Origin of the sequence: Vibrio sp. 1CM24A, assembly GCF_023161725.1 — a bacterium.
In the GTDB taxonomy this organism is placed as follows: domain Bacteria; phylum Pseudomonadota; class Gammaproteobacteria; order Enterobacterales; family Vibrionaceae; genus Vibrio; species Vibrio coralliirubri.
This window is the reverse complement of sequence record NZ_JALNTS010000003.1, coordinates 366,428-393,186: the sequence shown is the minus strand read 5'-3', so window position 1 is coordinate 393,186 and position 26,759 is coordinate 366,428. Positions and strand designations below refer to the sequence as shown.

At 44.9% G+C, this 26,759-nt stretch carries 19 protein-coding genes; 9 read left to right on the top strand and 10 right to left on the bottom strand.

Annotation, left to right across the window (positions count from 1 at the left end; genetic code table 11):
* Positions 1-30: 30 nt before the first annotated feature.
* From MSG38_RS09295 to MSG38_RS09280, 4 genes are read left to right on the top strand one after another with little or no spacing between them, the layout of a single operon-like run.
* Positions 31-1,422: an HlyD family type I secretion periplasmic adaptor subunit gene (locus MSG38_RS09295; RefSeq protein WP_048610191.1), complete on the top strand. Its 1,392-nt coding sequence runs from the start codon at positions 31-33 to the stop codon at positions 1,420-1,422.
* 59 nt (positions 1,423-1,481) lie between these two features.
* On the top strand, positions 1,482-2,150 hold the full coding sequence (locus MSG38_RS09290) for a transglutaminase-like cysteine peptidase (protein ID WP_019823329.1): 669 nt from the start codon (positions 1,482-1,484) through the stop codon (positions 2,148-2,150).
* Between the two features lie 5 nt (positions 2,151-2,155).
* Positions 2,156-4,066: a LapD/MoxY N-terminal periplasmic domain-containing protein gene (locus MSG38_RS09285; protein ID WP_248401679.1), complete on the top strand. Its 1,911-nt coding sequence runs from the start codon at positions 2,156-2,158 to the stop codon at positions 4,064-4,066.
* An 18-nt stretch (positions 4,067-4,084) separates the two neighbouring features.
* On the top strand, positions 4,085-6,199 hold the full coding sequence (locus MSG38_RS09280) for a type I secretion system permease/ATPase (RefSeq protein ID WP_017061209.1): 2,115 nt from the start codon (positions 4,085-4,087) through the stop codon (positions 6,197-6,199).
* A gap of 122 nt (positions 6,200-6,321) precedes the next feature.
* On the opposite strand, the gene MSG38_RS09275 is transcribed toward MSG38_RS09280, so the two are convergent.
* The 4 genes from MSG38_RS09275 to MSG38_RS09260 form a co-directional block, all read right to left on the bottom strand.
* A complete protein-coding gene (locus tag MSG38_RS09275) occupies positions 6,322-7,992 on the bottom strand; it encodes a FapA family protein (protein WP_248401678.1) in 1,671 nt (556 codons plus the stop codon).
* Between the two features lie 420 nt (positions 7,993-8,412).
* On the bottom strand, positions 8,413-10,506 hold the full coding sequence (locus tag MSG38_RS09270) for a GNAT family N-acetyltransferase (RefSeq protein ID WP_248401677.1): 2,094 nt from the start codon (positions 10,504-10,506) through the stop codon (positions 8,413-8,415).
* A 93-nt stretch (positions 10,507-10,599) separates the two neighbouring features.
* Positions 10,600-11,574 carry a ParB/RepB/Spo0J family partition protein gene (locus MSG38_RS09265; RefSeq protein ID WP_017065141.1) on the bottom strand — a complete coding sequence of 325 codons (975 nt, stop codon included), beginning with the start codon at positions 11,572-11,574 and terminating at the stop codon, positions 10,600-10,602.
* Between the two features lie 5 nt (positions 11,575-11,579).
* Positions 11,580-12,797, bottom strand: coding sequence for a ParA family protein (locus MSG38_RS09260; protein ID WP_017061213.1), 1,218 nt, complete (start codon positions 12,795-12,797; stop codon positions 11,580-11,582).
* Between the two features lie 1,261 nt (positions 12,798-14,058).
* Here MSG38_RS09260 and MSG38_RS09255 point away from each other — a divergent pair.
* A complete protein-coding gene (locus MSG38_RS09255) occupies positions 14,059-16,038 on the top strand; it encodes a replication initiator protein RctB domain-containing protein (RefSeq protein ID WP_248401676.1) in 1,980 nt (659 codons plus the stop codon).
* Positions 16,039-16,418: 380 nt separating this feature from the next.
* Here the strand turns inward: MSG38_RS09255 and MSG38_RS09250 are convergent, their stop codons facing one another.
* The 3 genes from MSG38_RS09250 to MSG38_RS09240 are packed head-to-tail and all read right to left on the bottom strand — an operon-like array spanning position 16,419 to position 18,700.
* On the bottom strand, positions 16,419-16,937 hold the full coding sequence (locus tag MSG38_RS09250) for a transcriptional regulator (RefSeq protein WP_248401675.1): 519 nt from the start codon (positions 16,935-16,937) through the stop codon (positions 16,419-16,421).
* The gene (locus MSG38_RS09245; RefSeq protein ID WP_248401674.1) at positions 16,934-17,866 is read right to left on the bottom strand and encodes an ATP-binding cassette domain-containing protein; all 933 of its coding nucleotides are present in this window, start codon (positions 17,864-17,866) and stop codon (positions 16,934-16,936) included. Before MSG38_RS09245 ends, MSG38_RS09250 begins: the two co-directional genes overlap by 4 nt.
* Positions 17,867-17,875: 9 nt before the next feature.
* Positions 17,876-18,700, bottom strand: coding sequence for an ABC transporter ATP-binding protein (locus MSG38_RS09240; RefSeq protein WP_048610179.1), 825 nt, complete (start codon positions 18,698-18,700; stop codon positions 17,876-17,878).
* 362 nt (positions 18,701-19,062) lie between these two features.
* Here MSG38_RS09240 and MSG38_RS09235 point away from each other — a divergent pair, with 362 nt between their 5' ends.
* Positions 19,063-19,257 carry a hypothetical protein gene (locus MSG38_RS09235; RefSeq protein ID WP_017061218.1) on the top strand — a complete coding sequence of 65 codons (195 nt, stop codon included), beginning with the start codon at positions 19,063-19,065 and terminating at the stop codon, positions 19,255-19,257.
* Between the two features lie 189 nt (positions 19,258-19,446).
* Positions 19,447-20,007 (top strand): NADAR family protein, encoded by a 561-nt coding sequence (locus tag MSG38_RS09230; RefSeq protein WP_048610177.1) that lies wholly within the window; start codon positions 19,447-19,449, stop codon positions 20,005-20,007.
* Between the two features lie 175 nt (positions 20,008-20,182).
* Here MSG38_RS09230 and MSG38_RS09225 read toward each other — a convergent pair whose 3' ends face one another.
* Positions 20,183-20,941 carry a transporter substrate-binding domain-containing protein gene (locus MSG38_RS09225; protein ID WP_050632634.1) on the bottom strand — a complete coding sequence of 253 codons (759 nt, stop codon included), beginning with the start codon at positions 20,939-20,941 and terminating at the stop codon, positions 20,183-20,185.
* Positions 20,942-21,029: 88 nt separating this feature from the next.
* On the opposite strand from MSG38_RS09225, the gene MSG38_RS09220 reads away from it, so the two are divergent.
* Entirely contained in the window at positions 21,030-23,462 is a 2,433-nt protein-coding gene (locus MSG38_RS09220; RefSeq protein ID WP_248401673.1) for a response regulator, read from the top strand.
* Between the two features lie 146 nt (positions 23,463-23,608).
* Here MSG38_RS09220 and MSG38_RS09215 read toward each other — a convergent pair whose 3' ends face one another.
* A complete protein-coding gene (locus tag MSG38_RS09215) occupies positions 23,609-24,361 on the bottom strand; it encodes an SDR family NAD(P)-dependent oxidoreductase (protein ID WP_248401672.1) in 753 nt (250 codons plus the stop codon).
* 12 nt (positions 24,362-24,373) lie between these two features.
* The gene (locus MSG38_RS09210; RefSeq protein ID WP_050712455.1) at positions 24,374-25,069 is read right to left on the bottom strand and encodes a sulfite exporter TauE/SafE family protein; all 696 of its coding nucleotides are present in this window, start codon (positions 25,067-25,069) and stop codon (positions 24,374-24,376) included.
* Between the two features lie 362 nt (positions 25,070-25,431).
* Between MSG38_RS09210 and MSG38_RS09205 the strand changes: the two genes are divergently transcribed.
* Positions 25,432-26,748 carry an aspartate aminotransferase family protein gene (locus tag MSG38_RS09205; RefSeq protein WP_248401732.1) on the top strand — a complete coding sequence of 439 codons (1,317 nt, stop codon included), beginning with the start codon at positions 25,432-25,434 and terminating at the stop codon, positions 26,746-26,748.
* Positions 26,749-26,759: the final 11 nt, after the last annotated feature.

Genomic DNA, 26,759 nt, shown 5'->3' with positions numbered 1-26,759 from the left:
TGCACTTTTATTTAGCGAACAAGGACTGTTATGAGTCAGAAAAATTTCAGCAAATTGAACGAGACCGAGCTTGAGTATGTCGATGATAAAACAGCGGCACTGCTCCTCAATACACCCACCAGTGCGCGTATTATGTTGTGGGTGATCGTTCTGTTTTTTATTGCTGCTATTGGGTGGTCTGCCTGGGCAGAGATCGACAAAGTTACCGTTGGCCAAGGCAAAGTCATCCCTTCCTCTCAGATCCAAGTGGTGCAAAACCTTGAGGGTGGCTTGGTTAAAGAGATCTTAGTTAGAGAAGGCCAAAGCGTTCAAAAAGGTCAACAACTACTATTGATCGATGACACTCGCTTCCGCTCAGACTTCCGCGAACGTGAACAACAAGTTGCCAATTTAACCGCCAATGTATTGATGCTTTCAGCCTCATTAACCAGTGTTGTTATCGACGAAGAGTTTTCTGTAGAAGAGTGGAAAAAAAGTGTGTTGCTTGATTACGGCAAGCTCGCCTTCCCACCTAAGTTCTACGAACTACAACCTCAACTGGTTAATCGCCAAAAAGCAGAATATCGTCAAGATCTCAATAACCTAAAAAACCAACTTTCCGTTTTTGATCAACAAGTTGAACAAAAACAACAAGACCTTATCGAAATTAAAGCGCGTGTCGATAACTTAAGACAGAGTTACCGATTCGCCCGCCAAGAACTGGATATCACCAAGCCGCTTGCCGATGAAGGGGTGGTACCACGAATTGAATTACTTAAACTGCAAAGACAAGTGAACGACACTCGCCGAGAAATGACCTCAAGCGAGCTAAAAATCCCTCTGCTACGTTCAGCCATCAAAGAAGCGATGCTCAGCCGTATTGATGCCGCACTGAACTTCCGCTCCGAACAACAAGAAAAACTCAATCAAGCGCAAGATAAGCTCTCTGCCATGACCGAATCGGCCGTTGGCCTTGAAGACAGAGTAAACCGTACCGTGGTGGTTTCTCCGGTAACTGGCACCGTTAAAACATTGGGTATTAATACTGTCGGCGGGGTTATCCAACCGGGTATGGACATCGTTGAGATTGTACCGACAGAAGACTCTCTATTGGTTGAAGCGAAAATCGCCCCGCAAGATATCGCGTTCCTACGCCCAGAATTGACTGCCATCGTTAAATTCAGTGCCTATGACTTCACTAAATACGGTGGTCTAGAAGGCGTGCTAGAGCACATCAGTGCCGATACCACTCAAGATGAAGAAGGCAACAGCTTTTACATCGTGCGCGTGCGCACCGAAAAACACAATTTTGGACAAAACGAAGAGTTGCCAATCATTCCAGGTATGACCGCCTCTGTCGATATCATCACGGGTAAAAGAACCGTGCTTGAGTACATGTTGAAGCCACTATTAAGCGCTCAAAACAATGCACTGAAAGAGTAAGGACGTTTGATGTTTGATAACGCCTTTCAATACACAGCAAATAGACAAGAGCAGAGGCTATGAAGTCTCGGATTTCGCTATTGCTGCTGGTCCTCACCTCTTTTACCTCTGTGGCGCTCAACAAGAGCGACCAACGGTGGATAGATGCGGTGACCAAAACCTACGGCGATAGAGCCGGAAAGCGAGTGGCAACATGGCGCTCAAATATGACGTCATACGACGGATTAAGTGAAAAAGAGAAGCTCAGGTCGGTGAACCAGTTCTTCAACCAGATGTACTTTGTCGATGACAACATACTGTGGGGAAAGAATGACTACTGGGCAACACCACTGGAATTTTTAGGCAGCAACGCCGGTGATTGTGAAGACTTCACTATCGCAAAATATTTCTCTTTGCTTGAACTGGGCGTCCCAGATAAGAAATTACGATTAGTGTACGTAAAAGCACTGGAACTAAACCAGTTCCACATGGTGTTAGCTTACTACTCAACACCGAGTGCAGAGCCACTAATTTTGGACAACTTAAACCCTGAAATTAAACGTGGTTCCAAACGCCCAGATCTACGACCAATTTACAGTTTCAACGGTAAAAACCTTTGGTTGATCAAGTCGGCAGCAGGCAGCGGCAAGTTGGCAGGGAAATCTTCAAGATTGAGCTTATGGAACGACTTACGTTCACGTGAGCGCTCTCTAAAATTAAACAAACCCATTATCAATTACGATGAGTAGGTACAATGACTTTATATAAACAGCTTGTGGTCGGGATGGTTGCGGTGTTCATACTGCTGATGACGTCAGTTTTTATGATCGAATTCAATACCACCCGTGGATACTTAGAGGAGCAGCAACGCTCTGAGGTAAGTAATACCATTAATACTGTTGGACTGGCTCTCGCCCCTTACCTCGAAGAAAAGGACAAGGTGGCAGTGGAGTCTGTTATCAACGCCCTGTTTGATGGCAGTTCTTACTCAGTCGTTCGATTGATCTTTCTCGATAGCGGTGAAGACATTCTCCGCTCATACCCTGTAAAGCCTACCGGCGTACCAGAGTGGTTTACCAACCTAAACCTGTTCGAGCCTGTTCATGACCGCCGCGTGATCACTAGTGGCTGGATGCAACTGGCCGAAGTCGAGATAGTAAGTCACCCCGGTCCTGCCTACGATCAACTTTGGCAAGCATTCATCCGCTTACTGAGCATCTTTGGCACGATCTTCTTGCTCGGTTTAGTGTCTATCTCTTGGATCCTTAAGCGTGCTTTACGCCCGCTCTCGTTGATCATTACAAAGATGGATCAGATCGCCAAGAATCAGTTTGGCGAACCTCTGGCTCGTCCAAAGACAAAAGATCTGACCTTGGTTGTCGATGGTATCAACCACATGTCGACTCAAGTTGAACTGGCATTTAAAAACCAAGCGAAAGAAGCTCAGAAGTTACGTGAAAGAGCGTATATCGACCCTGTATCTCAACTAGGTAACCGTGCTTATTACATGTCTCAGTTAACACAATGGTTAGAAGAGTCGAGCTTAGGTGGTTTAGCGGTACTTAAAGCGGAGTTTATTAGTGAAGAATACGATGAAAAGGGCTATCAAGAAGGTGATGCCTTGGTTCATCAACTGGCTGAACAGCTACAGGCTTCAATCTCATCACCAGATATCACCATCGCCCGTATTTCTAGTGACGAATTTGGTTTCATCATGCCAAACATTGATGAGAGCGAACTGAAACTTGTCGCGAGCAGCATCGTAAACTGTATCCAGAGCCTAGGTTCAGACCCAACAGGCACTGCGAACCCACACATTGCTCTTGGTGTGACATACAGCAACACGCGTAAGACCAGTACTGAAATCATGTCGCTGGTGGATAACGCACTTTCAAGTGCCAAGGCGAATCGAGAACTTGCTTACGGCTACGTAACTGCAGACGATCACGGCGCTGTGATGGGCAAACAACAATGGCGCATGTTGGTTGAAGAAGCGATCATCAACGACCTCATTACCTTCCGTCTGCAAGCTGCAAACAATGCCTTTGGTAAAACGTATCACCAAGAAGTATTCTCTGCGATTGAAAAAGATGGTGTGCGTTATGGTGCCAATCAGTACTTATACGCGCTAGAACAGCTTGAAATGAGCCACATTCTCGACCAATACGTTATCGAGAAGATGATTGAAAAGCTCAATGAAAATGAAGTAACCAGTCCTGTCGCTATTAATATTTCACCAAGCAGTATTTCTCAACCAAGCTTCATCCGTTGGATAGGTAAGACGCTTGAACAGAATGCTTCAATCGCTCACCTGTTGCACTTTGAGATTCCAGAAAACTGCTTCATCAACGTTCCGCACTACACGGCACTATTATGTAACACCATTCGCAACGCTGAAGCGGTGTTTGGTGTCGATAACTACGGACGTAACTTCCAATCACTGGATTACATCAACGAATACCGTCCAAGCTATGTGAAGCTAGATTACCTGTTCACACATAACCTTGATGACGAAAAACAGAAGTTCACCTTAACGTCGATCTCTAGAACCGCTCACAACCTAGGTGTCACCACCATCGCGTCTCGAATAGAAACTCAGACTCAGCTAGATATCCTGTCTGATAACTACGTAGAAGTGTTCCAAGGCTTCATTGTTGATAAATAGTTGTAAGGGTTATATCACATGCAAGATCCACTATTGAACTCACTGATCTACGTTAGCCGGTATTACGGGTTAGCTAACTCGCCCGAAGCGTTGATCAATGGGCTACCACTATCCGATGGTAAGCTAACCCCTTTCCTATTCCCTCGTTCTGCTGAACGAGCAGGATTAGTGGCAAAAGAAAACCGCTCCGACTTAGAAAAGATTCCTCACCTGATACTGCCTGCTGTCTTACTGCTTAAACAAGGCGAGGCGTGCGTTCTCAACAGCATTGATTTAGAGAAGCAAGAAGCGGAAATCATTACAGCGGAAAGCGGAATGGTGCCAATCATCATTCCTGTCGAAGAGCTGAAAGAACAATTCATCGGCCGCTACTTCTTGGTAAAGAAACAGTTTCGCTATGATGAACGTTCACCAGAGGTTCTAAAAACACGTAAAGGGCATTGGTTTTGGAGCACGATTTGGGAATCTAAAAACATCTACCGAGATGTGTTGATCGCCTCCATTCTGATCAACATCTTCGCGATAGCCGCGCCCATGTTCACACGCTTGGTGTACGACAAAGTAGTTCCCAACCTTGCCTTTGAAACCTTGTGGGTGCTAGCGAGTGGTATCTTCGTCGTATTCCTATTCGATTTGCTGCTCAAATTGATGCGCAGCTACTTCATTGATGTTGCTGGTAAGAAATCCGATATTCTCATTTCCTCCAAGTTATTCAGTAAAGTACTGGGGATTCGTATGGAAGCGAAGCCTGCTTCTGTCGGTGCTTTCGCTAAAAACTTGCAAGAGTTCGAATCCATTCGAGAGTTCTTTACCTCTGCAACCATTGGCTCGTTAATCGACTTACCGTTCGCACTGATGTTCTTAGCGCTAATTTGGCTAATGGCTGGAAACCTTGTATTCGTTCCCGTTGCTGGCGTGGTCATTTTGATCGTCTATGCATTGCTAATCCAAGGCCCACTGCGCCGCACCATTGAAGAAGGCTCTCGTCTTGCTTCGCAGAAGTATGCAAACTTGATTGAAAGTTTGGCAGGGTTAGAAACGGTTAAGCTATTCAGCGCGCAAAGCCAATTCCAATTCCGTTGGGAAGAAGCCGTTGCTCACATGGCGAATTGGAATATCAAAAGCCGACGCATCACAGACAGCATCCAAAACACCGCCGGCTTTGTTCAGCAAAGTACTAACGTAGGTATGATCATATTTGGTGTGTACCTGATCGCGGAAGGTGAACTTACGATGGGTGGCTTGATTGCTGCAACCATGCTGAGCGGCCGAGCGATTGGCCCGCTTGTTCAACTATCTTTGCTTTCGACTCGCTACAACCAAGCGAAGTCATCAATGACTCTGATTGAGCAAGTAATGTCGATGCCGGATGAACAAGAAGAAGGTAAACGCTACATCCACCGTCCGATTATTCAGGGTCATATCGCGCTAGATAAAGTGACGTTCCACTACCCTGATTCACCAGTGGCTTCTATCAGAGACTTGACCCTCAATATTAGCCCAGGAGAGAAAGTAGCAATCATTGGTCGTATTGGTTCAGGTAAAACCACACTAGAACGTCTGATTATGGGCCTCTACAAGCCCACAGAAGGCCATGTACGCATTGATGACACCGATATGGAGCAACTGCATCATGTCGACGTACGACGCAATATAGGCTGTGTTCCGCAAGACAGTAACCTGTTCTACGGTTCAGTAAGAGACAACATTACTTTAGGTCGCCCTTTGGTGGATGACCGTGACGTGATGGATGCGGCAAACCGTGCAGGCGTAACCGCGTTTACTCAGCAAGATCCTGCAGGTTTAGAACGCCAGGTGGGTGAAGGTGGTGCTTTACTGTCTGGTGGTCAACGTCAGTCAATTGCCATTGCTAGAGCCTTCCTGGGCCGTCCGCCAGTGTTGTTGATGGATGAGCCGACCAGTGCTATGGATAACCGTTCTGAAATGCACATCAAGCACCAACTTAACCAATTGCTACCAAGCGAGACGTTGATTCTGATTACACACAAAACGTCGATGTTGGACATTGTCGATCGAGTGATCGTAATGGAGAAAGGCTGCATCATTGCAGATGGTCCAAAAGCGCAGGTTCTTTCAGACCTTAAACAAGGCCGAGTGAGAGCTGTTAGCTAGAGAGCTCAAGCCACCTAAATAAATCATTATCAGTAGAAACCAAAAGGGGAGCATCAGCTCCCCTTTTTATATTTGTCAGTATCGTCACCTCAGCCATACATCACTTATGTTCAACACAAAGCCTACAAAGCAATATCCTCTTGCTCCATCTTGAATGAACATTGGATCTCGTATTGGTTGAATGAGAAAACACTTCCGCCGTGGGTTCGCTTGGTTGTGACTGTCTCATCACCAAATTGAATCGTCACTCGGGTATACACTTTTTCGTGTACCTCTACCGTACATTCAGCAAGGTTGGTTTCAAACTCCGCTTCGAGTGTATCTAACTGCGACTTTGTGTTTTCAATTGCGAGGTTGTTCTTCTCTCGTTGCTGCTCAATTTCTAGAGCTTGCTCTTCGCTTCTCTCTGCTTTCGGGCGCTTCTTAAATTCTAACTCTTGGCGAATCACACCCATGGTTTGCTCTTGAGTGTGTTTATAAGTTTCCTTCAGCTCGGCTATCTTTTGGCGGTAGCCATCGTAGCGCGCAAAACCATGTACCTTGGTTGCGGTATCTCCCTCAACGCCTAAGAAGACACATTCTACTTTCCCGCCGACTTTGGCTTCACCACCGCTGAGCGTGCCGTGTTTTTTCAAGCTGTCCATCACGATAAGGTTGTTACCACAGCGAATGTCATTACTCATACTGTGCACACCAAGTCGAAGGTCGTTGGCCGTTTGTAGCTCGGCATTCTGTGCGTAGCTTGCTGTGATAGAGCCTTTACTGAATACCTTACAACTTTTTGGCGCACCCTCTTTGGTCGTGTGCCCGATAATCCCTTTCGCGACTTTGATATCCCCCTGGGCTTGCACTTCGGCCGATTCGATAAAGCCACCAACCGTAACACTTCCGGTCGCCTTGACGATCATACCCGGCTCAATGTTGCCAGAGACAAAAACATTACCTTTAAATTTAACATGCCCAGTTGAGACATCGACGTTGCTGACACATAAGGCGTCATCCACTTCGATGGTTCGATCTTTAATGATGGGCAATCCAGGGTGTGAGGCGAGTAGTAAATTGGGATCTTCAGGGGAGATGTAGGTGCCCTTTCCAGGCTTGATTAAACTGTCTTGTCCAGGAAGCGGTGGGATAATTCGGCCTTGAACGGTAAAGCCAGCGACACCTTTGGTAGCGGGGGTACGTTTCATTAAGTGATCATTTTGACCAACGGTAATGGTTTGTCCCAAGTCTCGCATATCAATCTTGCCTTCGTCTTTACTGCGAGGCTTCAAGACTTGACGAGTAATATCTTCAACCAAAGCGGCAAACTTAGCGTCTTTACCTTTTACTGGTTGTGTCCCTTTAGCGACGGGTTGAGTAAACTTTTCGCCGGGCTTAAGTTTGCTACTCATCATCAGAACTTTTCTGAGCGCTAACTTATTTATTCCTTTTGTTATTTGAGCTTGAGATAAACAATGGATGATGTCGCTGCCACGCAGTGGGTGTCCATTGTAGGGACCAGTGACCACGAGACTCGCCAACATCTCATCATCAGACAGTTCGACCGCAACAGTGGCATTTCGAGCTTCAGCAATCAAGATTCCTTCATAAGCTTCACCCTTACCTTCTTTAGCAAGAGTAACGAAACGCAAAACCTCTTCTTCGAAAAGAAAATAGTTTGATGCATTCAAAGCTTCCAAGGTTGGTGGCAGCGTCTTGTTATCAAAGCTTGCGTCAACCACAGTCCCGGTTGGCAGACATGCCATCACTTGTTGCTTGTCTTCCGACAATGTAACGATGTTATCCCACATTCGAATTGAGTATCCCTAATGACTCAGTTGTTATTCAGTCTATATAATTCATTCTGCGCTGAGTATCACATTATTAGAATAATCAGCGTCACATCACTTACTTTCGATTCTGCAAACATGACTCATAAATAAGACTTACACATTTTATGATCTGCTTCGCCTTTACAAATACATAGGAAAATTTTTTCAGAATATTTCGTGTGATTGAATGTCGATTCGATATTGGTGCAAGATAGTAAAGGCGAATAGCTTTAAAAGATTAAAGGCTGTCATGGAGAGATGAAACAGAAGTGATGTAACAGATAACCAGGGTAAAAACGGATTTCAATATGGAGCTTCAGTTTACAGTGTAAATCCAATATTCTAATTTACACTGTAAATCTAATTTGTAGCGGTCGGTCTATTTTATTGATGGCCTGTCTATTTACAGTGTAAATTTGCTAGCAATGCATCGACATCTTTACGAAACTGAATCTCTGCTTGTTTGCGACCAACAAGATTAAACTGTTCAACACAAGTCCCCCACTCTTTCTGCTGAACAACCTTTGCGATGAGTAAATCAGAAATACCTATGTTTCGATCGTTACTGAGTAGAATCAAGTTCAGTACGCTGAAGCTGATCGCATCATAACTGTTGCCACCGTTCACGTAATTTCTAACTAACTGAGTTTCAAACTCGCTAACGGTGTGGGCACTCTTTGGCAGCAGTGCGCGCACCATATCGGTTTCAAGTGAAACCAAAGAACCTGAAACAAGAAAACAGTAGCTACACTCGAAGTGATTTTGAACTAAGTTAATCCAGCTTTGAGAGTTTGATTTAAGCGCCTTAACCATCAGAACCGAGTGACAGCCGCTGGCCTGATCTCGCTGGTGGCCGATGTGTACAGCTTCGAATTCACTACCACGCCAAAAAGAAATCAATTCGCTGGTCGCGCCAAAGCTTGTTGCCAGATAATCAGCTTGGCTGGTTTGCTGTGATAACTGAGCCAACATCCAACGGCCAATACCCAAACCTTGATGACGTGCTGAAACAGCAATGCGCATAACTCGAAGGCACCGACTGGTCGCCGCCGGAGTACAACCAAGTTGGTTTGCCAGTAATACAGGAGCAAGGTGACCTTGAGGCCTACGTTTTCCAAGTTGAATTTGAGCAATCAACTCGCTATCCAACCCCCCCTCTTCCGTCACTAACATACAACCTAAACATTCATCTTGCTGCCAAGCGGCGTACAAACGGATTGCTGGATTGTTGAGAAACTGCATTAAGTCATTAGGTGAGGTCTGATAGTGCGCATCCACAAGAAGAGAAAAACATTGCTGTAGCTGCTCAGGATTAGCCAAGCATTCTGCTTTTGATAACTCGACCAAGTTTAATTGGTTGATTGCCTCGGCAGAAAAACCATCGAGTTCATCAACCGTCGATTCAATGAGTGATACGTCATTACCAAGTAGGAAGCAATCAAACAACCAAGATTCTAGCGGATCGTTGTTATTCCAACGAATCGGTTGTTCGAGCTTAAAGCCTTTCCACCCCGGACGATGCTCAGAAAGCCAAGATTCAAACTTAATACCGAACCCTCGTCCACTGCCTTCGTAACCATGTACCGTGGTTGAAAAGATCATACGGTGATAGATGTCGACCATGGATTTAAGCATCGGAATTGGAATTGCAGCTGCTTCATCAACAAATAACAGATCGCAATCAGGCTTAGATTTAAGTAATTCATCTGGCGCAACAAATCTTAAACTTCCACCTTGATGACGAATGTGAGTAGCATTTACCACTTCGCAAGATTCTAACCCTTGGCTAGCATGAGAAAATACCGGCTCTACCGCTTTCACTGAAGGCGCGGTAACAATAATATTAAACCCGTGACGCTCAACTAACAGCTGCGCAGCGGCAATACCCAATGTCGAGCTTTTACCACGCCCTCTATCCGCAGTGAGAATCAAAGGACGTTTACGATGTCCAGACACTACCTTTTTAACTAATTCAACAGCCGTGTTTTGCTGTTCAAATTTATCCAATCCGTTTTGGGCGCTTTGCATCTGAGGAAGAGCGTGAGTTGCTTGAACTGCATCGCCGGCTTCATTGTGTTGTGAAACAGAAATCAGTTTATCAAAATGACGTTTTAACCAACGTTGACCAAAGCTCTCGCTATCTTCAGAGGCATCAACTTTTGGAGGCAACACCAACAACAGCCCACCACCAACTAACGAACCCAGCGCGGCACTAAAACCATTCGCATCAAACTGCTCTCTAAAATCACAAACAAGAACTTGGCACTCACGACCAAGCAGTTGTTGGCCTTTTTTTACTGGAGCATGAATCACACCTTCAAATGGCGTACCGCCAATCTGGAAGATGCTCGGAATGTTTGAATCTTGAAGGAAGGTAAAAACAGCTGAGTTTTGCCAATCAAAATCGCCATCAAAGACCACGCCGTAACGGTGATCGTTATGTTGAGCAATATTAGAAAGTGTATGCAGAAAAGTGTTGGTTGGGTTTGTCATAGTTAGCGTCCAGATTCATCTAAACACAGTTTATCACAGCCAAATAAAAAGCCGCATAAAGCGGCTTTAGAGGAGTAATGAAAAGTCGTCGACTTAGTCGAGCTTCGATTGAACGAAGGCGAGGATTTCTTCCATTGTTGCATCATCAACTTTCTTAAGGTTCAACGCCAAGTTTGAACCCTTACGGCTGTATGATGCGCGGCCCTTAATAAGCTCAACTTTTGGAGAAGCTTTCTTCGCTGGCGCTGGCGCCAATTCAAGAATCCAACCTTCCAAAGTTTCTGTCACGTCTTTGGTTAGACGAGTTACGCCTTGAGCTTCGCTACGCTGCCATACGAAACCTTCAGAAGCATCACACTTAGTCAGCAGTGTTTGCTGCTGTTCACTCGTCAATCCACCAAATTGTTTGTGCAGTTTAACAATGGTTGGACGACCAAGGTCGCTCACATTTGGGTAAGCTTGTAGCAATTCAAGTGGTAGAGCAGCTGCTTTCAATGCACCACTCACCAAAGCTTCACTGCACTGGAACATTTTCGCCAGTGCTTTCTGGTCTTCAGCTTCGCCTTTATCCAGCTTCGCTTGCATCTCTTTGCCCTTCTCGTAAAGAGAAAGCGGTTTATGAGCGTTAGCTACGTCTGATAGGAACTTAGCGTGTTCGCCGTTAATGTTTTCAGCTACATAGATTAGGAACTCTTTGTCAGCCAAAATACATGACATACGACGACGGCTACCATCAAGAACTTCAATCTTACCGTCTTTGTTCTTACGACCAACCGCTGGGTATTGCTGACCACGTTCTTTCAATGTTGTAAGAACATCAGAAAGCGCGTGTTCGTTTAAGAAAGATTGCTCACGAGCGTTCTCTTCAAAAACAACCGTTCGAGTTGCCACTTCAGCCGCAGGAATTCGAACCAATTCAAATGAAACCAGATCTTCGCCAGCAACAGAAAGCTCGATCACTTGAGCCTGTTCTTTTGCCGCGGTTTGCGCTTCTTGTGGTGTTGCTACGCGACGTTTGTTTGCTTTACCAAATAGCTTTGCATTTAAGTCAGATGTTTTAATTGCCATTGTTGTTATCCCTGATTAAGTGAAGGCCAGTTGCTATGTAATACGCGCTCTAATTCTAGGGCACTTTTTTGTACTGCGTCTTGAGCAACAGCTAGAGTTTTCTTGCCGCCCTCAAAGTCGCTCACCGTTAGATCGAAAACCGTGCTGTAAGTGTCGGCACAGGTTTCAAAAGCACGGCTTCTTGGAATGGTTGCCATCATTACTTGGTCATTCAACAGGTAGTTCATTTCAGTCAGAACTGACACTTGTTTCTTGTTGTCGTCTTCAAACATGGTTGGCATTAGACGAACAAATTCGAGCCCTTTCCAGTCATCCGGGAACATTTCGTAAACCGTAGGTAAGTGCTGGAAGAAGTTAACCGTTGAAGCCCAATCCAAACGCTTAGCAGCACATGGAATCAGAAGTGCGTTCGACGCGTACATTGCATTCCATACTAGAGGGTCAACGTGCGGGCCGGTATCAATCATAATCACATCGAAATCATCGGCGATTTTGTCGATAAGCTTCTCTTTTAACAGACGAACAATATCAAGTGACTGATCTTGTGAAAGGCTTTGCCACGCTTCAGCGTTAAACATCGCATCTTCTGGGAATGCCGAAATTGTCTTCAGGTTTGGATACTGAGTTGGCAATAGTACGTTCTTACGAAGAAACTCTAGATCGACATCTTGGCCTTCAGGCACGTTGTCCAACATGATATCGACGGCAGAATAGATGCTGTCGTGCTCTGCCCCACTAATTTGTGGATTTAGGAACAGACGCAAAGAGCCCTGTGGGTCCAAGTCAATCAGACAGATACGGTAGCGCTTATCTAAATTTAGAGACAAACAAGCGGCTAAGTGAACTGCTGTCATTGATTTACCCGTACCACCCTTCTGGTTTTGTACGTTGATAATCCATGGCTTATTGTCAGCGTGCTGCTTACGTTCATGGAACTTCGGCACTTCTGCCGCGTCCATCAACATGTGAGCTTCTGTCAATGAAATCGAGTAATGATTGGCGTTGTTCTTTGTAAACTGATGGCCATCAGCTTCAAGTTTAGTGATCGCTTCATCGAGTTTACGACGCGTTAAACCAGAACGAGTCTCCATCATAGCTTTAGACATTGGAGGGAAATGTTCATCACTTCGCTCTTCCAAAATAATCTCAATTCGGTCAGCCTGAACTTGTTGAGTTTGTTCGGCCAGCTGATAGAGCTTATCAATCGTTTGTTCTCTTTTCATTGCCAGTTTCCGTAATGATTAACTAAGTACAAATTGTACAGCGATTAACAACAAACACAACAAAAACATGAACATACATTTATGAGTAAAATCACATAAAATAGACCGAGTTTTTACAATTTGATGAAACATCGCCTTAGACAAACACAAAAATCACCGTTTTTATCATGCATAACCATGTTATTTCCAGTCTACATTTAAAATGTTACAGCATCACTTATTTACAATGTAAATGGAATTTCAGAGAAAAACCTTCGGAACGATTGAAATACAACCGTAGATTACGGTTGGTGTGATTTGCATTCGAATTTATAGATTTTCAATACAATCAAAATTAAAAAACACTCAATGAACAAAAAGATTCAAAAAAGAAGAGAAGATGGGGTGTCAAAAAACAGCAGAGGATTGGAGCCTAACCGGAAGAATGATCATGGAACACATCCAGTGTAAGATAATTAATAACGCCAAATTATGAAGCATGATCAAGGCGTAAACTGAGCAATATTGATCCGAGCAACTGCACATTGGAAATGATCAACTTACGGAAAAATGATCAAGTAAACATAGTTCCGGAAGCATGTAATTTATGAGCTAAGTTACGGACAAATGCTTTTGGAATGGGGATTCAACGCCTATAAGGGCTCAATGATTGAAAATTCAATCGACACAGACCGAGAATACACAAACATGACAATTTCATGATCATGCTTCCTAGTTAAGACCCGCCAGCGCTAAATACATCAAAGCAATCCATTTCCAGCGAATAGAGACTAAATTTTGCACTCAGTAAGGTAGGAACGATAAAAAAGTATGCTCTCTTGATCATTGTTCCGATAGATTGGCCACCACAAGTGTCCACATAGACAAGTCAAAAGCGACTTAGAAACCGATGTTGAATTCCGATCTGTGGATAAGCTGTATAAGTATAATGATCATGCTTTCGAACCAATAATGATCATGCTTACAATGACTTAATGATCATCGTTCTGATGTTCTGTGATCATGCTTTCTTAAGTTTAATGATCATAGTTTCGGAACCTTTATGATCATGCTTTCCAAGGCGATTTATTTTAATACTTTAAATTCAGCTACTTAAAAGCAAAGTTACGTCCAGATCATTAGATCACTTAATCATTTAAGATCATATTAATCAAAAAGATCAGTTATTTAAAAGCCAATAAATTCTCTTTATTTATGATCATTCTTTCTTTATCATTCAGGAACTATAGTGAAATTACGGTTAGTGTGATACGGATCAAAAATGAAACCAGAAGAGAAATTGTTAATTAAGGCACGAAGCCACAAAGATGGTCATTTATTTGAGGTATCTGAAACAGCCGTTGAATGGATAGAACAATATCAACACTTCAAAGGTGTCACCAAAAGCATAGTTGAGCTTCTTAACCTAATTTCACTTCGTGGGTTTAGCAGCAAAGACGGGTACGTTTCCACCACTGAGATTATTGAATCAACCGATGGTCAGGTCACTCGCGCGGCCTTACAGCAAAGGCTGAGAGCAGCAGTCAATATCGGATTGTTCAAACAAATCCCCGTTCGCTTTGAAGAAGGCCTTGCTGGTAAAACCATGTTGCATCGCTTTGTGAACCCAAACCAATTGATATCGGTATTGGGTGCCACCAGCTTAGTGACAGAAAGCGTGAAGCAAAATGAAAAGCAAAAGCGCTCTAAAGCCCTAGCTCAAACCAAAGTAAACAAGCGCTTACTAAATGAACATGGGTTGAATACCCCACCAACGATGAAAGATGAAGCGGATCAATTCATTGTTTCGCCAACCAATTGGGCGGGGATTATTGATCAAGCGTTAGCGCCACCAAGAACTCGTAAGAGCTACCAGAAATCCATGGTTTCGATCTCTGGCACTCGAGCTGTGATCGAGACACGGTCTTCTAAAAATATCATGACCGTTGACGATCTGATGACGCTATTCGCGTTATTCACGCTCACCGTTCAATATCATGATCATCACCAAGATGATTACCATCTAGACGCGAAACACACGCCGAACAAAACACCACTCTACATCACTGATATTTTGTCTTTACGTGGCAAAAAAGATAGCGGCCCTGCACGTGATTCGATCCGCGACAGTATTGATCGTATCGAATTCACGGATTTCCAACTGCACGAGCTTACAGGCCGTTGGCTTAGTGAGAATATGCCAGAAGGCTTTAAGAGTGATCGTTTCCGATTCTTAGCTAGAACCATTACCGCATCGGAAGAAGCGCCTACAGAGGGCTCTGACGGCGAAATTCGCATTAAACCGAACCTATACATCCTGGTTTGGGAACCTTCGTTCTACGAAGAGCTGCTGACGCGTGACTATTTCTTCCTATTTCCGCCAGAAATCCTGAAGCAACATACCCTGGTCTTCCAAATGTATTCGTACTTTAGAAGCCGCATGGCACGTCGCCATTCAGATAGCATGTTGCTCAGTGAGCTCAACCAGAAATTGGCGCGTAACATCGATTGGCGTCGTTTCTCGATGGATCTGATCCGCGAGCTCAGAAAGCTGGGTGAAGTCGGAGATCAAGAAGATACCTTCCTGGTTAATCTTTGGGGTTATCACTTGACGATCACCGCGTTGATCGAAAAAGGGAAAACGACCGATTATCAGGTAGATATCAAATGTAATGTGGAAGAAGTCTTACGTTACTCAAGAGCGCGTACCACTAACGCAGGTAAGCGTAATATGGCACCAACGCTGCCGAACCCACTTCGTAACGAAATGGTGTCTAAGCAGAAGCTGGAAGAGCTGTCTGAGATTATCGACGGTGAGTTTGAGCCAATTCAGCGTAAAGCACCGTCGCCAAGAGGCAAATTGGGACGTCGAGTTAAGCAGCGCAAACACTCTGTTGAGATTAACGCTGACGAGATCATGATTACTCTCTCTAAATATACCTCTGCAGAGGCTCTAGAACGCAGCATAACGGCTTTATCCGCTATGACAGGGCACTCACATGCCTCAATCAAAGAAGAGTGCTCAGAGCTCATTGAGAAGCTTGATTGGTTGAGAGTAGGGGAGGACGTTATCCCATACGAAACACTGAGTCGCTTGATTGAGCTATACAACGACCGAGATAGCACCAGCAATCGACATCTGTCCATTGAACGTTTGATCTCTGGTTTAGCGGTGCGTCGCAAAGTGTGTAAACAAGTTCATGAAGGTCATTTAGACGAAAACGTGTTCCTTGCGCTCGATGAAATGGCGACTGGCCACTAGTAATTATCCTATTGCGATAAGCCTGTTTTATCGTCGCTGAATGGATAGTTTTGAACACATTAGGTGCTGATTAAAATCGTACCTAACGCTGACAAAGTGATGACAAAGTAACGCATCTAGTTGATTATTATTTATCCCGAATAGACAACCTTTGTCCTTTCTTATGATTAATAGATTGGCTCATATTTTGTTACATCATACTGAATAGATTTTTGCGAGTTCCTAAGGGACTCGCTTTTTTTTGCCTTAAATTCAGTCAATCATTAAAATTCAATAGCTTACATAATTAAACGCCGAAGCATGATCAAGGCTAGATCATGCTTTCTACGGATCTAGCTCTGATGAGATTTTGATTTGATGTTTGATCGAGAAGGGCTTGATCAGTGGAGATGGCGTTGAATGCTGCCTTGATCATCGTTTCGGGGATGGGTTGCCATAAATCGTACATGTGATTCGATCAATTTCTCTGATTCTGCTTTCCAACGTGGTTCTTGCTGTTGGTTCGTAAACTCCAAAGCCAATACACACAAGTGTTGTAGCCGCTGTGTACACCATTCTTGCAAGCCAGCTTCTGATTTTGGGTCGCATGACACCGCTTGCAGCTTACTGTAGGCAAACATCAGGTATTGGTAGGCTTTATCTTGATGGCTTGAGCTGCTGGCCTCTTGCGAAGCCAACTCCGAGTTCGATGAATCCGCGAGGTGGCGATAGAAAGTAAAGATTCTCAGGCATCCGTCTAGCCAACATGCGATGCCTTTACTCTGCTCATCCGTGATCAATGGCCCCCAGAGCGCATCTGGAGGCGTTAAGATCAAAGGTTCTAACCGGTCCACTTGATCATGCTTTCGGTCTTTGTACCAATCTCCGATCCGCTCTAACCAAGTGCCTAGTTCATTCATGCAACGTTATCCCACTGTTTTACAAAGTGATTATCAGAAACTTGTTTGATTTCATGCTGTATTTCACTGTTCTGCTCTCGAATACGATCAGCGTCTATTGAATAGTTTGGCTCATTTTTGACGAGTTCGCCAAATGGCAGATCGGGATCAGGGACGGCAGAGATCAACAGCTTAGTGTACGGGTGTTGTGGATTGGTTAAGATCGACTGGGTTGATCCCCATTCGACGATCTGTCCTTTGTACATCACCGCTGTCTCTTCTGCAATGTAATGTGCTGTGGCAAGATCGTGGGTTATGTACAAAAAGCCAATCCCCAACTCTTTCTTCATTTTTTGCATCAGGTTCAACACGCCAAGTCGAATCGAGACGTCCAACATCGAGGTGGGTTCGTCAGCAAGAATAACCTCAGCGCCAACGGCCAGTGCTCTGGCTAGGTTAACCCTCTGTCTTTGGCCTCCACTGAGCTCGTGCGGGTATTTGGCGAGAGTTTCGATGGGTAACTCCACCAGCGTTAACAACTCTTTGAGGCGCTCTGTGAGAGCCTGTTTAGTGGCTACCTGTTTATGGATCTTAAGTGGGCGCGTTAAATGGTGCTCAATGGTGTGAGTGGGATTGAGTGAACCAAAGGGGTCTTGAAAAACCATTTGCACACGGCTGCGATAATCTAAGATATCTTTACGGCTTTTCAGCGTAGAGATGTCTCTGCCTTTGAACAGTATCTCTCCCTCTGTCGCAGGGTAAACCTTGGTCATCAATCGTGCGCAGGTGCTTTTCCCGCAGCCAGATTCACCAACCAGTGCCAGTGTTTTGCCTGCATGTAAGTCAAAACTGACACCATGCAGTGCTCTAAAGATCTCTTCTTTGCCAAATCCACCACCAACAGTGAATTCTTTAACGAGGTTTTTTACTTGAAAAATAGGTTGTGACATGGAGCTCTCCTAGCACGCCGTCGCGTGAGCATGTTCATGAATATTAGGGAAAGAACTCCATAGCTTTTGGGTGTAGGAGTGTTGTGGGTTGTTACGAATCTCATGGGCGTTATTGACCTCAACTATCTTGCCGTGGCGCATGATGGCAATGCGATCGCACAGCTGGCTCATTAGTGCGAGGTCATGGGTGATGAAGAGTATCGAGAAACCAAACTCCTCTCTGAGTTGGTGTATCTGCTGCAATATTTCGCGCTGTACAACCACATCCAGCGCTGTGGTTGGCTCGTCCATGATGATCAGCTTTGGGTTAAGGGCGAGAGCAATGGCAATCACCAAACGCTGACGCATGCCGCCACTGAATTGATGCGGGTACTCTGTTAGGCGATGGCGTGGAATATTCACAAGGTCGAGCAGTTTCTCGGCGCGATCTTTGGCCTGTTCATTGGTCATGCCTTTATGGTGACGCAGCACATCAGCAAACTGCTCTTCGATGGTTAATACGGGGTTGAGTGAATTCATGGCGCTTTGGAACACCATCGCGATCTCACTCCAACGCAAGGTATTCAAATGGCTGTCCGATAAGCTCAGTAGATCTTGCCCACCAAACAGTATCTGTCCTCCCGAGATGAAAGCTGGCGGCTTATGCAGGCGGTTAATGGCAAATGCGATGGTGCTTTTGCCACAACCGGATTCTCCGGCTAAGCCGAAAATCTCGCCTTGGCCTATGTTAAAGCTAACGGATTTGACTGCATTGAAATCACCGTCATCGGTGATGTAGTCGACACATAGATTCTTCACTTCGAGAAGTGGTTTATCTGAATTTCCCACAGACATGATAAATACTCAGTTATGATATTGATAACTATTATCATTAACATGTGCTGGATTTAGTGGAAGCGACGAGCACGAAAAGGATGAAGTGCCTCGAAATTTATCTTGGGTTATTTCACGAATTTTCAGCAGAAGAGAAGCATTGAAAACGGGGAAAATGAGAGTTGGATCAAACCACATTTCTTATGGGGAATCTTTTAAATGTAATTGCAGAAAATGGCTTTGGCAAAGTTTAAATGAGGCATTTATTAATTAGCTTTGTGAAGCGTCGGAATCATCACACTTCAGTACAGAATTTCTTAACAAGCGAAAAAGCATTTGCTACAGATTACCTGTCCATTACATGGTGCTTTTCGGAGGAAAACATGTCCATTAATTCTATCAACCATGATGAAATGACAAATATTGCAAACAAGTGGGATGCTGAAGAAGAAGTATCTTTCAAACCAGAAAAGAAAATGAAGTCTGCTGAAGCTCGTCGTCGTATCGAGACTCTAAGAGAAATTAGAGAAAGCGGTTTGAGTCTGGAAGAAGCGAGGGAGCTAGGTCTTATTCACTAATAATCCCCATTGCATTTAGAAGGGTGGCACAACGCCACCCTTTGATTTATAAGTGTTTTTTCATAGTTCCTATCCAGGTTTAATCAACTCCTTGATTCTTTGGCTCACTGTTCCGTTTAGCCTAACCCTTTTGATATTACGCTTTTCAGATGAAAAACACGCACATGGCATACTCTTGAACTAAGTTGTTTGACAGTCATATTCAACGCCACTAATTTTAAAGTTAAAGCAAAAATATGCGATGTCGTTGGTAAGGAGAAGGCTATGTCTAATTCTGTGGCTCAAGCCAAAGAAGTGCTATTTTATGAACCTGAAGATCCAAACGGATACCTGTCAAATTTTGCAGCTTGCCCCATCAAGGTTGATGATCAAATTTGGGCAACCAGCGAACACTATTATCAAGCCATGAAGTTCTCCTGCGAAGTACTTCGCAATACTATTCTGCAAGCGAGCACACCTGCTGAAGCGTTCTCTTTAAGTCGTGACTACGAAGACCAAGTTCGTGAGGATTGGTATGAGATTCGTGTTGAAGTGATGCAGTTCATCGTCACCGAGAAATTCAGACAGAATCCGCAGTTTGCTCTGTTTCTTACCAATACCGGAGATTCGGTGATCAAAGAACATTCCCACAAAGACCATTTTTGGGGCGATGGTGGCGATGGAACCGGCGAGAACCATTTGGGTAAGATTCTGATGGCAGTGCGTCACCAGCTTCGTACTCAGCAACTGCATTTGATTGCTTCGCACTGATTCGTCGATTCAGATAGCGGGCATACCTATTATTACCCCTAAGACGCATTTAAAAGGCCGCCCTGCTATCTAGTATTAAGCAGGGCGGCCTTTTCGGTTTTAGAGAGTCAGGCATCAATGATAGTTAAAGTGTGTAACCAAGCTATCCGTTGCTAAGTTCTACGTTACGCTGGTGCTACAAGTAACTCTGTACGATGTCGTCGAGCTGTCCATCGTCTTTCATTGTGTCTAGCCGTTGGTTGATGAAGCTTTGCAGCTTAGGATCCATCTCAGGGTCAAACGCCAAATGGATAGGGTAGTTATTGATTACAGAACCAAACTCTTGCATTTGGTAATCATCAATACTCAGTTTTTGCTCGTTTAGGTTGTATTTGATTCGTGATTCCATTTCCACAAACACGGTATCGCCAGGTGCTCGGTTCAGGACACGAAACGCAGCAGTGTAATCTTTTACTCGAATCTCGTTGAGCTTGCCCTGTTGGATATAAGGTTCCAAGTTCGGATACTCAAATCCCACCAGCAATACCACGGCTTTCCCGTCTAGATCATCGATTGTGTTGAACTCAAATGGCTTTTTACCACTACTCAGTAACACGTGTTTTACATTGTAAATCGGATCTTCAGATAGGTTTACAGATTGGATATTTCCCCAACTAGGGCTGCCATAGGTAACCCAGTTTGGGTTCTCTCTAGCATCGAGCTTGTCGATCATTCGATTAAAAGGGTAGGTGTGGTAGTTGATCTCATATTGGCTGTCATCAAACACGGCCTCCACAATATCTGAAACGATTCCTCTGTGAGATGACCCGTCAGTTTCGATCTGAAAAGGTTGCGCTTGGCTCGCAATAATGTAGTAGTGAAGAGGTTCGCTTGCAGAAGCATAACTGCTTGAAAACAAACTGACTATGGATGCAACGATAAGATGTTTTTTCATAACCTTCCCTAGTTATTTGATGAATGACTACTATTATACTAGTTGAGTAATTGTAGTTTGCTAGGATAACAATAATGGTAATTCGTGTATGGTGACAAAAGGAAAACGCTACGTTGGACTCTCCCGACAGTTGATCGGGATGATAATAGCGATCAGTACCTTATTCACAGTTATAGTGACAGGTCTCGGGTTGTATGTAGAGTACCAAAGTCGAGTTTCTTTTATCAGCTCTCAGATCGAGCAGGTCAAGGCTGGCTACCTTTCTGGTTTAACGGCCAGTTTGTGGGTGGAAGATAGAGAGCAATTGTTTGTGCAAGCCGAAGGCATCTCTCGCCTCCCTTCGGTCAGTTACCTTCTTATCGAAAGCCCCGATGAAAAAATTCTAGAGTTAGGTCAAAAGACCGAAGGCCAATCTTATTCTCAGTCTTGGGAAATGGTGCACCAGATGGGCGGCACAGACTTCCCGTTGGCGACGCTCACAGTGCAATCAGACTTGAGCATGATCCTAGATGACTTTGAAGAACGAGTGTTACTGTTGCTCGCCTTCGAAGCCGTTAAAATCTTCTTGTTGTCTCTGGTATGTTTAACGATCGTCTATCGTCTTGTCGTAAAACGTTTGATGACCATGTCTTCCCAAATCAACCAGCAACAGGTCGAAGACAACAAACCGCGCTTTATAACGCCAACTCACTCTACTTACAAAGATGAGATATCGACTCTAGAGAGTAGCTATAACCGATCGGTAGAACGTATTCGTCAACAATATCAAGATCTGGAAAAAGCCAAAGACGTTGCTGAGGTGGCTAACCGTAATAAAAGTGAATTCCTTGCCAACATGAGTCACGAAATCCGTACTCCAATGAATGGGATTATCGGGTTGTCGTCTTTGCTTTCTGAAATGGATATGCCGAAAGAGCAAAAAGAGTATATCAACATGCTCAATACCTCTTCGCTTACTTTGCTCGACTTAATCAATGACATTCTCGATTACTCGAAGATCGAAGCGGGGCGACTAGAGCTTCAGCAAGAGCCGATGAAAATGATGGGCATTGCGGCCGACGTTGAATCAACCTTCCGAGTGAAAGCGGAGCAGAAAGGGCTTCGATTCCAATTAGCGATCGACCCTAAGATCCCAACCATGGTGATTGGCGACGGTACTCAACTAAGACAAGTCCTAAATAACTTAGTAGGCAACGCAATTAAATTTACCGAGCACGGCCACGTCACGCTCTCGCTTCGTTTGGAAGAGGTGGTTGAGCCTGAACAAAAACTCAGAGTGAAGTTCGAGGTTGTCGACAGCGGTATCGGTATTGCAGAAGACAAACAGAAATCGGTGTTCGATAAGTTTCAACAAGCCGACGGCAGTACCACACGTATTTACGGAGGCACAGGGCTTGGTCTAACAATATGCGAGAAGATCGTGACATTGATGGGCAGCAAGCTTGAACTCACCAGTGTTGAAGGTAAGGGCAGCACATTCTTTTTTACGGCTGACTTTGACCCGTGTTTAGAAGCCGATGAAAGCAATATCGATTTCAATAAGGTTTCGGTTCTGCTTGTGGATGATAGCCAGCTGAACATGCGTATAACGTCTACACAGCTTCAATCCTTTGGTGTTAAGTCTGAGTGCTGTGAAACGGCAAGCCAAGCGTTAGAGTTGGTTTCAGAGTCTGTGGCTAAGTCATCACCTTATGATCTTGTGCTGATAGATAAAGTGATGCCGTCCGTTGATGGCTTTCAACTGGCAAGAAGCTTAGTTGAACGCTTTGGTGGTGAGTGTCCCAAGTTAGTGATGATCTCTGCTGACCCTAGAAAGCAAGATGAGGCTCGTGCTAAACAAGTCGGTTTTGTTGCCTACATTGCGCGTCCTTACCAAGATAATCAGCTTAAATGGACGATCAGTGAGGTACTCGCGAGAGCCGCTGATACTTCAGTCTTTACTTATCCGAACAGAGGCGAGGTTGCGTTTAAAGACAATGAGCCTGTGCCGCTAATCAAACCTGCGGCGGTTGTTAAAGAGGATCCCAATGTCTCTGTAAACGCCCCACAAGCCGGTAAACAAGCTCCAGTTCAAGCAGAGTCAAAACCTGCGGCGGTTAAGGCCTCTTTTAGTGGCAAAGTCTTAGTTGTGGAAGATTCGAGAGTGAATCAACAAGTCGCAAAGATGATGCTCAAGAAACTTGGCTTTGACGTTGATATTGCCGACAACGGTGAAATTGGTGTCGATAAATTCAAGGCCAACGAATACGAGATGATCTTTATGGATTGTCAGATGCCGGTTCTCGATGGCTTCGAAGCGACCAAGCAGATCCGAGCGCTCGAAGAAGGGTCTGCAAAGCACATTCCAATCGTTGCGCTGACAGCCAACGTCGTACAGCGAGACAAGCACCTATGTTTTGATGTGGGTATGGATGAGTTTTTACCTAAGCCTGTTAACCAGGGGAAACTGAGAGAGATCGTAGCCAGTTTCTTGTCGAAAGAGACCGAATCAAGCAAGGAACACGAGCAGAAAATCGTTTAGCTGAGTATCTCTAAGCTTACTTTCGTTAAAAGAGTAGTGGGTGAGACACCGTCTTTTATGCCGTCGGTTATGTCTTAAGTATCGTGTGAAATAAATGATAAAGGTGGTCTGAAAAGACCACCTTTTTTGTTTGTGTGGGTTTGAACTTAGTCTCTATCGATTGCGAATGCAGACCACGCTTGTCGGGTCGGCATCACTTCGACTCGGTTAATGTTGATGTGCTCTGGTAAGGTTGCGAGATAAAACATCTGCTCGGCAATATCCTCTGCTGACAATGGTGTGGTGCCTTGGTAAAGATTGTCTGAAGCCGTCTGGTTGCCTTTGGTTCTTACTAGAGTAAATTCCGTTTCTGCGATGCCAGGGGAAAGGTCAGTCACTCGTACCCCTGTGCCTTGTAGGTCGCAACGTAGGTTGTAACTGAACTGCTTTACGAATGCTTTGCTGGCACCATACACATGGCTGCCTGGATAAGGCCATTGTCCGGCGATTGATCCAACATTGATGATTGAGCTTCCTGCGCCTTTTTTAATTAACGTCGGCAGCAGCGCGTGAGTAACATTAACCAAGCCAGTGACATTGGTGTCGATCATTGTGTGCCAGTCTTTTAAGTCGACATCGGGCGCGCCTTCTGGTGCCAAGGCTAATCCTGCATTATTGACCAATGCGGTAATCGATGAGAACTCAGCGGGTAGTGACTCAATGGCTTGTTTTACGGCGTCTGCGTCTCGAACGTCGAGTTGAATTACATGCACAGGCACCGTTAATTCTTCCTTTAGGTCGAGTAGCCTTTCGATTCGACGACCAGACAACACTAACGACCAGTTATCCTCTGCAAAACGTTTTGCCGCCGCTTTGCCGAAACCAGAGGTTGCCCCTGTGATGAACGCTATCTTATCCATAAATACATCCTTCTAATTTGAAATTAACATAAGTAGTGCCATGCCGATCAAAATCGGCGCGGTCGTTGTTTTTGCAGACAAGTTCGGTACTGATAGATACAGTTTTTGCCCCAGTACATTGCCAATCAAAGCTGCCGGTAATAGCCATAAACCTGTGATGAACGATCCTTGGTTAAATGCGCCAATCCATATGAAGCCAACCAGTGAAATTGCTGAACTCAGCAGAAAAAACACGATCGCGGTGGCTCTCTGTTCACTGGTTTTAATGGTTAGGTTCATCAAATACGTCACTAATGGCGGCCCTCCTGAAGAGGCGGTGGTCATGCTAAACCCCGAAATTGCTCCCGCCCAAAACGCGTGTCGTTGGTGCAACCAAGTGAGGCGTAAGTCCAAAATAATCAACGTGCCAGCGACCAAAGACATCATCGCGATAAAGGCCTTCAAGCTTGATTCCGATATCGTGCTAATGAAATACAGCGAGAAAGGCACCGCAACCAACATGCCAATACACAGTGGTGCAATAAGCCGGATATTGATGGTGGTTTTACTTCTCTTGAGCAGAGGAAAGGTACTTAAAAAGTCCAACAGGATAGCGATGGTTACCGCTTGCAATGGTGGAACAATAAAGCTGAGAGACAGCGCTGCGATAATCGCAAACCCAAACCCTGAATAGCCTCGAACTACCCCTGCAAACAGAATCAATGTCATCGCCAACCCTAATTCCACTCTTGCTCACCTCTTTGCTTTTGATATTGCTGCTGCGTTAATTAGCGTTCGATGAGACTTGTCTCGTCTGCCTTTCAATCTATTCACACCTAAGAACTTTGAATAGAGCCAGATCGACGATTGGATTGGGTCAGGCTGTTGGTTGGATCGGGGAGGAGGTTTGGGCTGATCCACTGGCCCACGGTTTTGTTGAAACTGACACTATGAGCTCCGCCCCGTTTGGGATGAAGATTATTCCATCCGATAGCGCAGCCTTTTCAATGTCGTGTTTTGTGTCTTTCATTCTCGAAGGCGAGCCAAGCACGAGCGGCTGTGAATCTAGTGTTGTTAATGGAGACGATAAAATGGAAGTATCAACAGAACAGCTTGTGAACCAAGATATTATCGACCTCGACAAGAGCGTATTTCATTCTTGGTCGATTCAAGAAGCAGCGGAGCCTATCGCCATTGCGGGTGGGCAAGGATGCAAAATGTGGGACTACGAAGGTAAAGAGTACCTTGATTTTAGTAGCCAACTGGTTAACACCAACATTGGTCATCAGCATCCACAAGTGATCAAAGCCATTAAAGATCAAGCGGACTCATTGGTAACTGTTGCCCCTGCGACCGCAAACCTCACTCGCGGTTTGGCGGCCAAGCGCATCTTGTCGAAAGCGCCAAGCACGTTTAAGAAGGTGTTCTTTACCAATGCAGGGGCAGACGCCAACGAAAATGCGATTCGCATGGCGCGACAATTCACAGGGCGCGACAAGGTGCTATCTGCTTACCGTTCTTACCATGGCAATACAGGTACTGCTATTGCTGCGACGGGGGATTTTCGTCGAATTCCAAACGAGTATAGCCGTGGGCACGTTCACTTCTTCAATCCATTTCTCTATCGAAGCGAGTTCAATGCGGCGACTGAGGCAGAAGAGAGTGAGCGTGCCCTGCAGCATTTAGAGCGAGTGATTGAATGCGAAGGACCAACGGCGATTGCGGCGATTATTCTAGAGACGATTCCGGGAACCGCTGGCTTTCTCATTCCGCCTAAAGACTACCTTGTTGGTGTGCGTGAGTTGGCAACCAAACATGGCATTCAACTGATCTTTGATGAGGTGATGGTCGGCTTTGGCCGCACGGGTAAGTGGTTTGCGTTTGAGCACTTTAATGTAGTGCCAGATCTGATTACTTTCGCGAAAGGGGTGAACTCGGGTTATGTGCCGGCTGGTGGCGTGGTGGTCAGCGAACCGATCGTTGAGCACTTTAAATCAAACTTCTTTATGGGCGGCTTAACGTACTCTGGTCACCCTTTGGCGATGGCTTCTATCGTTGCAACGCTCGATGTGATGGAGCAAGAGGGCATTGTCACACATGCTGATAACGTCGGTAACAGCGTTCTAGGGCCGCTCCTACTGAGCCTTCAAGAGTTGCACCCTATGATTGGTGATGTGCGCGGTAAAGGGATGTTCTGGGCTGTAGAGCTGGTGGAAGATCGTGAAAGCAAGACACCTTTAAGCAATGAAAAAATGGGGCAATTGAAAGCGCAATTGACCAAGCGAGGCCTGTTGACCTTCATTGTGAATAACCGCATTCACGTTGCGCCACCTTTGGTTATTCAGCCAAGCGAGATAAAGAAAGGCGTTAAGATCATTGATGAAGTGTTGTTTGAACTCGCTTCTTAATTCTTCAATAA

Excerpts from the sequence above, each read along its gene's own strand:
- MSG38_RS09225 (WP_050632634.1), bottom strand. The coding sequence starts at position 20,941 with ATGAAAAAACATCTTATCGTTGCATCCATAGTCAGTTTGTTTTCAAGC.
- MSG38_RS09285 (WP_248401679.1), top strand. The coding sequence starts at position 2,156 with ATGACTTTATATAAACAGCTTGTGGTCGGGATGGTTGCGGTGTTCATA.
- MSG38_RS09275 (WP_248401678.1), bottom strand. The coding sequence starts at position 7,992 with ATGTGGGATAACATCGTTACATTGTCGGAAGACAAGCAACAAGTGATG.
- MSG38_RS09250 (WP_248401675.1), bottom strand. The coding sequence starts at position 16,937 with ATGAATGAACTAGGCACTTGGTTAGAGCGGATCGGAGATTGGTACAAA.
- MSG38_RS09215 (WP_248401672.1), bottom strand. The coding sequence starts at position 24,361 with ATGGATAAGATAGCGTTCATCACAGGGGCAACCTCTGGTTTCGGCAAA.
- MSG38_RS09290 (WP_019823329.1), top strand. The coding sequence starts at position 1,482 with ATGAAGTCTCGGATTTCGCTATTGCTGCTGGTCCTCACCTCTTTTACC.
- MSG38_RS09220 (WP_248401673.1), top strand. The coding sequence starts at position 21,030 with ATGGTGACAAAAGGAAAACGCTACGTTGGACTCTCCCGACAGTTGATC.
- MSG38_RS09280 (WP_017061209.1), top strand. The coding sequence starts at position 4,085 with ATGCAAGATCCACTATTGAACTCACTGATCTACGTTAGCCGGTATTAC.
- MSG38_RS09245 (WP_248401674.1), bottom strand. The coding sequence starts at position 17,866 with ATGTCACAACCTATTTTTCAAGTAAAAAACCTCGTTAAAGAATTCACT.
- MSG38_RS09265 (WP_017065141.1), bottom strand. The coding sequence starts at position 11,574 with ATGGCAATTAAAACATCTGACTTAAATGCAAAGCTATTTGGTAAAGCA.
- MSG38_RS09255 (WP_248401676.1), top strand. The coding sequence starts at position 14,059 with ATGAAACCAGAAGAGAAATTGTTAATTAAGGCACGAAGCCACAAAGAT.
- MSG38_RS09240 (WP_048610179.1), bottom strand. The coding sequence starts at position 18,700 with ATGTCTGTGGGAAATTCAGATAAACCACTTCTCGAAGTGAAGAATCTA.
- MSG38_RS09235 (WP_017061218.1), top strand. The coding sequence starts at position 19,063 with ATGTCCATTAATTCTATCAACCATGATGAAATGACAAATATTGCAAAC.
- MSG38_RS09205 (WP_248401732.1), top strand. The coding sequence starts at position 25,432 with ATGGAAGTATCAACAGAACAGCTTGTGAACCAAGATATTATCGACCTC.
- MSG38_RS09270 (WP_248401677.1), bottom strand. The coding sequence starts at position 10,506 with ATGACAAACCCAACCAACACTTTTCTGCATACACTTTCTAATATTGCT.
- MSG38_RS09260 (WP_017061213.1), bottom strand. The coding sequence starts at position 12,797 with ATGAAAAGAGAACAAACGATTGATAAGCTCTATCAGCTGGCCGAACAA.
- MSG38_RS09295 (WP_048610191.1), top strand. The coding sequence starts at position 31 with ATGAGTCAGAAAAATTTCAGCAAATTGAACGAGACCGAGCTTGAGTAT.
- MSG38_RS09210 (WP_050712455.1), bottom strand. The coding sequence starts at position 25,069 with ATGACATTGATTCTGTTTGCAGGGGTAGTTCGAGGCTATTCAGGGTTT.